A 5690-nucleotide genomic window follows, 5' to 3' on the forward strand; every position below is an offset into this window, starting at 1 on the left:
GATGAAATTTCAAAAACGAGCGATTTGTATAGTTAAGCTCATTGGGAAAGTTCTATTCAAAAGGTACGCCATTATCCAGAAAAGCGATCTGCTCCACTACAAGAACCGGTTCCACTTCGGAAAGGCCGAGTTCCTTATGGTCTGTCTCATTGGAAATATCCGCGCTGGTCGTTTTCTGCGCAGCGCCGATCCGAAGGCCTAAATCGTTTTCGATATACGAATAGATCGAATGGTTCAGGATGTCGAGAGTCAGGCCTGGAATTACAGCCGGAGACATATACGTCTGTTCAATTACGTAGGGGCGATCATTGAGCAGACGGACACGGCAAATATCATAAACGGGATCATTCACATGGATGTTCAGGGCCTTGGCGATCTTTTCCGTGGCGAACATCAGCTGGAAACGAAGGACTTTGGAGGTTCCTTCTCCATTGGTTGCCTTAGTAAATCCAACGAGTTCTCTCTCCTGGATTTCTACTTCCGGACGATTGATTTTACTGGAAAGAACAAAGCTTCCCTGTCCCTGCTTGCGATAGATCAGTCCTTCCATCACCAGCATGTCATAGGCTTTTTTTACGGTCATGCGGGAACAGCCAAAGTTCTGGCAGACCGTTTTTTCATCCGGAATCTGAGCGCCTACTTCGTATTCTCCACTTAAAATACGGCCTTTAACATCCTCATAAATCATCATGTACTTTTTTTTCATAGCGGTTACCTTTTCACAGATTTCGTCATATTGCTATAAGTAGTATACCCATCATTTGATTTCCTACAAAGGGTTCTGGTGAAGGAAACTCATATTATTTATAAGTTAAACACATATTGGATAGAATTATCTTGTATGAATATATGTCTAGTCAAATAGTAGGATTATTTGACAGCGGGTATTCTGTCCATTTATAACGGACAAATGTATTTAATTGAAAGACGATTTGAAATTTAACAGCAGAAATAGTGTTGCTATTGAAACGTTTCAAAACCATTAAATATGACACGAATATTCAGAAATACAATTTATTTGTCTGTCAAATTCAGATTACGCGTGTCATTAAACAGCATCGAAAAAAGCCAATGAGAATTGTAAATTAAGCAACAGGTTACGCAATATTGCTTCTGCCATTTTCAATGAATTCGGACGATTTTCCTTTAAAATTCCGTTGATTCAGGCGATTTTTACGTATTTTGAAACATGAGTCGGTTGCATGTTTCAAAAATTATCAGCATTCACAAGTCTCAATGCTCCATCAAATCCAGCGGCAGGATTTCCGGCGGATCTGTTCTTTTCTTCCCCTGACGAAAGAAAGGGAGCGGGCTGTAAAGCACCGTTCCCATAGTCTTGGTACGCTTATCGAAAAACTGTATGAATGGAAAAGACAGGAAAAGAAAATTTGAAGAAAATCCCCAGAAAAAATCCGCTCAGCGCGAAACTGTCCCTTTGGTCTGACTGGCGCGCTCTTTGTTTCGCCGCTTGAGCATCGTCCGAAAACCAGATCCGCTCTCTTCTTTTCGTCTTGCCGGTTTTGCATTCTGCTTTTTTGATGCAGAAGCGAGGCTGACTTTTGCGGCAGGCATCTGCGGATCCGTCGCTCCACCTGGATTGTGTACCCGAACCTGTTCCTTGAGCTTACGGCTGGATCTGGCTTTCTGCTTTTCAAGCTTGGATGTCTGCATCTGAATGATTTTCTGCTGGACGCCTTTTAAGCCGTACCAGTTCACCCCATGATCCTGCAGCAGCTTAATGCCGCGGTTTAAAACCCGAATGGCATCGTATTGCATGTTCAATCCATCGTAGGTCTGGGCAAGCCGCATGTAAACCGAGGGAGCGAGCGATTCTTTGGCGATGGCGAGTTCATAGTTGAAAATGATGCCTTCATAATCCTGGGCACGAAACGCCTGATCGCCTCTGGCCTTGGCTTTCTTTTTCGAGATCTGCGCATTTTCCCCGTTTTGAGAAATCTGCCGGCGCGTATACGTCAGAAACTGACTCATCTGATTGCGGGACGGCTTATGCGAGGGTTTTGGCGGTTTTGGCCGATATTCCGGGATCGGCTTGATAAAGGGCATCAGATCCATATCGAAATAGCGGTACATGTACTTCAGAATTTCAAAGCAGACGTTGACGTCGCTTTCCGGATTGTGATGATCGATTTCAATGCCAAGACGCTCGGCAATATGGTTGAGGCGCAGATCCCCTTTTTTCTGCTTTTTGCGGTAGTAAAACTGCTCCATGATATCCATCGTATCGATGTAGTAGGAAGCGTGGATTTTTTCATGGAAGCGGGAGAGATCCTTATTGATGACGCACATGTCGCTGTTCGTATTGTGAGCGACGAGAATATACGGCTCTTCAAAATAGCGGCCGTAGTCTTTCCAGTATTCTTCCAGCGAACGGGCGTTTAGAACGTCCTTGCGCAAAATGTGGTGAATCTGAATGTTCTGTGCGGAAAAGAACGTTTTCGGATTGATCAGTTCGGTATGGCGTTCCGTTTCCTTATGATTTTCCACAACGATGATGCTGATGGCACAAATACAGTCATTGTTCAGGTTTGGAATTTCCACGTCCACAAACGTGAATTTTCCTGGATAGGGGAAATCTTGCATAGGCCATCCTCCAAATTCTAATCTTTACTGGTCATCCGGCTGCTCCATTGGACAGGCAGCTGAACCGCCTTCCCGTTCCAGCGGCGATCGTTATTTAGTACAGCAGGCAGAAAAAGCCATAAACCGTCTGAAACATCCACAGGTTCTGTCCTCATTCTACGCGTTGGCATTGTGTTCTTTTTAGAATCACGCTCACGAAAGCCAGAAAGCAGGACAAAGGTCCGACTAGCGTTTCTGATCGCGATTTGCTTTAGTCAGGTCCGCATTCAGGCTTGAGAGCATGGCGGTCAGCCGGGCAATCCGCCGCCGCTTTTCCAGGCGGGCTTTCAGTCCTTCTTTCTCACCGGAAAAATCGTTGGATTCCACCGTCTGGCGAATGGTGAGCTTCGTACTGGATCCGTCCGCGTTCAGACGATAGTCATTGGAGATTTTCTGTCCTTCGAGCAGGGTGACCAGTTTAAAGGACTCTCCACGAACCGCCTGCAGTATGCGCAGACGCAAAACGGGCCCTCTTCGATCGTCAAGCAGACGGGTTTTCAGAGCATAGCCGGACGTCAGATCTTCCGGTTCGATGCGTACGCCATACTGCTCCGAGATCTGACGGGCAATTTTTTCCATGAGAAAATCGTAGAGGACATCGCCGGGCGTTTCAAAAATACGGGTGACTTCTACTTGCATGCGTTCTCCTTTGCCTGTATCGTTCTGTCTTTTCTATTGTTTCGTTTCCGCCTTATCGGGCATTCCTGTTTTCTGGTCTGCCGATGGAAGAGATGTCTGTCCGCCTTCAATCAGAGCGAGCGCCTGTCTGAACGCTTCCGGACTGGCCACGCGAAAAATGAGTGTCGTCTTTTCCTTTTTTACGCTCAGGCGTTCCCCGTTCTGGCGCAGTTCAAGACGATTCAGCGGATAGGAAAAGGCGAAATCCTCATCCAGACAGGTCAGGCTCTGATCGGTCAGATAAATAATGTGCACTTTCGCCCCTTCATAATCGACACGCATCGCATCCGCCCAGTACAGGGTTTCTCCAGGTTTGCATTTCAGAGCGCTGCGATACGCCGGAATCTCGCCTCTGGCCAGTGCATCCTTGGCACCCTGCGGCAAAACGGATGGCAGCGCTTCGGATTTTTGCCGATTGCCTGCATAGCGATAGAGATACCAGCCAAGAAGGACGAGCGTAACGGCCAGCGCGATCGGGCTGGACGAAGACTGGCGGGTACATAAAATGGCACTTACAGCGGCGGCAAGAATAAGGAGCCAGAAGAGCAGAGTTTTTTTCAGAGGCGTTTTCATATACGACAAATCTTAGCACGATTTAAGCGAACTGTGTTCCCTCCTCTGATTCCTTTTGCGCAGTTCCTTCCCGCTTCTGGACTGACCGCTTCTCTGATTCAAACCGATTCGTCTGGAGCTGTCTGCACCTGTACCCGTCGCAGTCTGAGACCACATGCAGGTCCCTCTTGGCAGAAAACTCCTGAAACCGTGAAAGGAGGGAAAGCAAAATAAAAAGCCCCGGGATTCCGTCGGGCTGAATCCAGTCAGCTCGGCTCAGAAATGCGCGGGGCACAATACGACGGGTTTGGATCGATAAACGGCTCATGAAAGCCGAGAAGATCGCTCGACCACTGGCAGAAGACGCCCTGTAAGTCGAAACTTCCTTCCTGACTGGCCCAGACGATGCAAAGGCCATCGTTGATCTGCATGAGCAGAGACGCGAGCGACATCGGATCCTGGCGGGATTCGATCGCGTTTTCTTCCTGCAGCTGTCGAATGCATTCTGCGGCCAGATCCAGCCATTTTTCATAGTCCACATGATAGATGTCCGGATTTTGAAGGATGTAATTGGAATAGACCGCATACAGTTCCGGACCCATCCTGTTCGCAATCTGATGAAAGCAGGAGAAGAGCTTAGGAAAAGCAGCGCGCGGACCCTTTTCTTCCAGAATCTGCCGGGCTTCGGGCAAAGCATTCGCGCTCTGTTCGTTGAACCAGTGGATGAGAATCATTTCCTTGCGGCCGATCCGGTTATAAAACGTCGGTTTGGTCACATGGATCCGCGCGCAGATTTCTTCCACCGAAACTTTCTCATAGCCTTTTTCCTTGAACAGGGCGATACCGGCGGCAATCAGGGCCGCTCTTTTTTCTTCCATTTTCATACAGTCGCCTCCCCATTGCGACGAAGCAGCGCATGAAGTCCTTCATGCATCTCTTCAAAAGTACCTTCGATCTGCGAAACCGAAAACTGCATGCAAAGGCCGATAAGCCAGCTGCCCACAATCTGCGTCAGCTGCAGAGGGTCAATCGTGCTGAGAATCTGTTTCGCATTTTGTGCATCGAGAACAGCATCCACAATCGAGTTTTTACATTCGGGACTGATGATGATTTCAAAAACCGGCCGCTCCAGCGAGACCGCCAGCAGATCGTTCAGTATCTTCTTGCCTGAAAGCAGAAGCCGCGCGTAAAGCTTGTCGCAAAGGGCTTCAATTTTTTCCAAAGCGCCAAGCGGCGATTTGGCAATTTGATGAATTTCCTTTTCGTCAAGACAGAACACGTTGACGAGAAGATCGGATTTCGTCAGTCTGGCCGCGTAAAACGTCGGTTTGGAGATTCCGGCCTGATCGCAGATTTCATCGATCGTAACCGCCTGATAGCCCTTTTTCAAAAACAGGGCTTTTGAAATTTCGCAAATATGGCGGCGGTCCGCCTTTTTCTTTCTCATAAGTATCGCTCCCTTCTGTCGGGCAATGTTTAAAGCGATTCTCCTTCTGTGTTTTTCAGAGTGAATGGTGGATGAGAAAAATTTATCAGAGTGATGCGCGAACAACTCAAAGAATGCCTGATCTGTTTCGCAATGGTTTACAGGAATATCGATTGCGCCGGACTCAATCTGTTTTGTAAACGATATTGTCTTTTCTGTGAATCAATTTTATCCAAAATAAGAGCTCCATCCCAAGACTGCTTTTCTGAGTCGTCCCGAATTTACCCAAATATATGCATATTTCCCAAATAAATTTAGATAAAACATCAATGTTGCCTATTCTCACAGTAAGTGTCAAACAATCGACGGGTATACGCGAGACTGAATATTAGAT

The 5690-nt window shown here is 47.2% G+C and carries 6 protein-coding genes; all 6 read right to left on the minus strand.

The window, feature by feature from the left end:
* Nucleotides 1-52: 52 nt before the first annotated feature.
* The gene (locus ACLUYS_RS09180; protein WP_412659671.1) at nt 53-706 is read right to left on the minus strand and encodes a GntR family transcriptional regulator; all 654 of its coding nucleotides are present in this window, start codon (nt 704-706) and stop codon (nt 53-55) included.
* A gap of 710 nt (nt 707-1416) precedes the next feature.
* A complete protein-coding gene (locus tag ACLUYS_RS09185; RefSeq protein WP_288340588.1) occupies nt 1417-2601 on the minus strand; it encodes an exonuclease domain-containing protein in 1185 nt (394 codons plus the stop codon).
* Nucleotides 2602-2826: 225 nt separating this feature from the next.
* Nucleotides 2827-3279, minus strand: coding sequence for a DUF3284 domain-containing protein (locus tag ACLUYS_RS09190; RefSeq protein ID WP_412659672.1), 453 nt, complete (start codon nt 3277-3279; stop codon nt 2827-2829).
* Nucleotides 3280-3312: 33 nt separating this feature from the next.
* Complete coding sequence (locus tag ACLUYS_RS09195) at nt 3313-3891, minus strand: hypothetical protein (protein ID WP_230267432.1); 579 nt, start codon at nt 3889-3891, stop codon at nt 3313-3315.
* A 245-nt stretch (nt 3892-4136) separates the two neighbouring features.
* The gene (locus ACLUYS_RS09200; protein WP_288340592.1) at nt 4137-4754 is read right to left on the minus strand and encodes a TetR/AcrR family transcriptional regulator; all 618 of its coding nucleotides are present in this window, start codon (nt 4752-4754) and stop codon (nt 4137-4139) included.
* Entirely contained in the window at nt 4751-5317 is a 567-nt protein-coding gene (locus ACLUYS_RS09205) for a TetR/AcrR family transcriptional regulator (protein ID WP_412659673.1), read from the minus strand. Before ACLUYS_RS09205 ends, ACLUYS_RS09200 begins: the two co-directional genes overlap by 4 nt.
* Between the last annotated feature and the right edge of the window lie 373 nt (nt 5318-5690).

It is taken from the genome of Allobaculum sp. (assembly GCF_047010065.1).
GTDB lineage: Bacteria > Bacillota_I > Bacilli_A > Erysipelotrichales > Erysipelotrichaceae > Allobaculum > Allobaculum fili.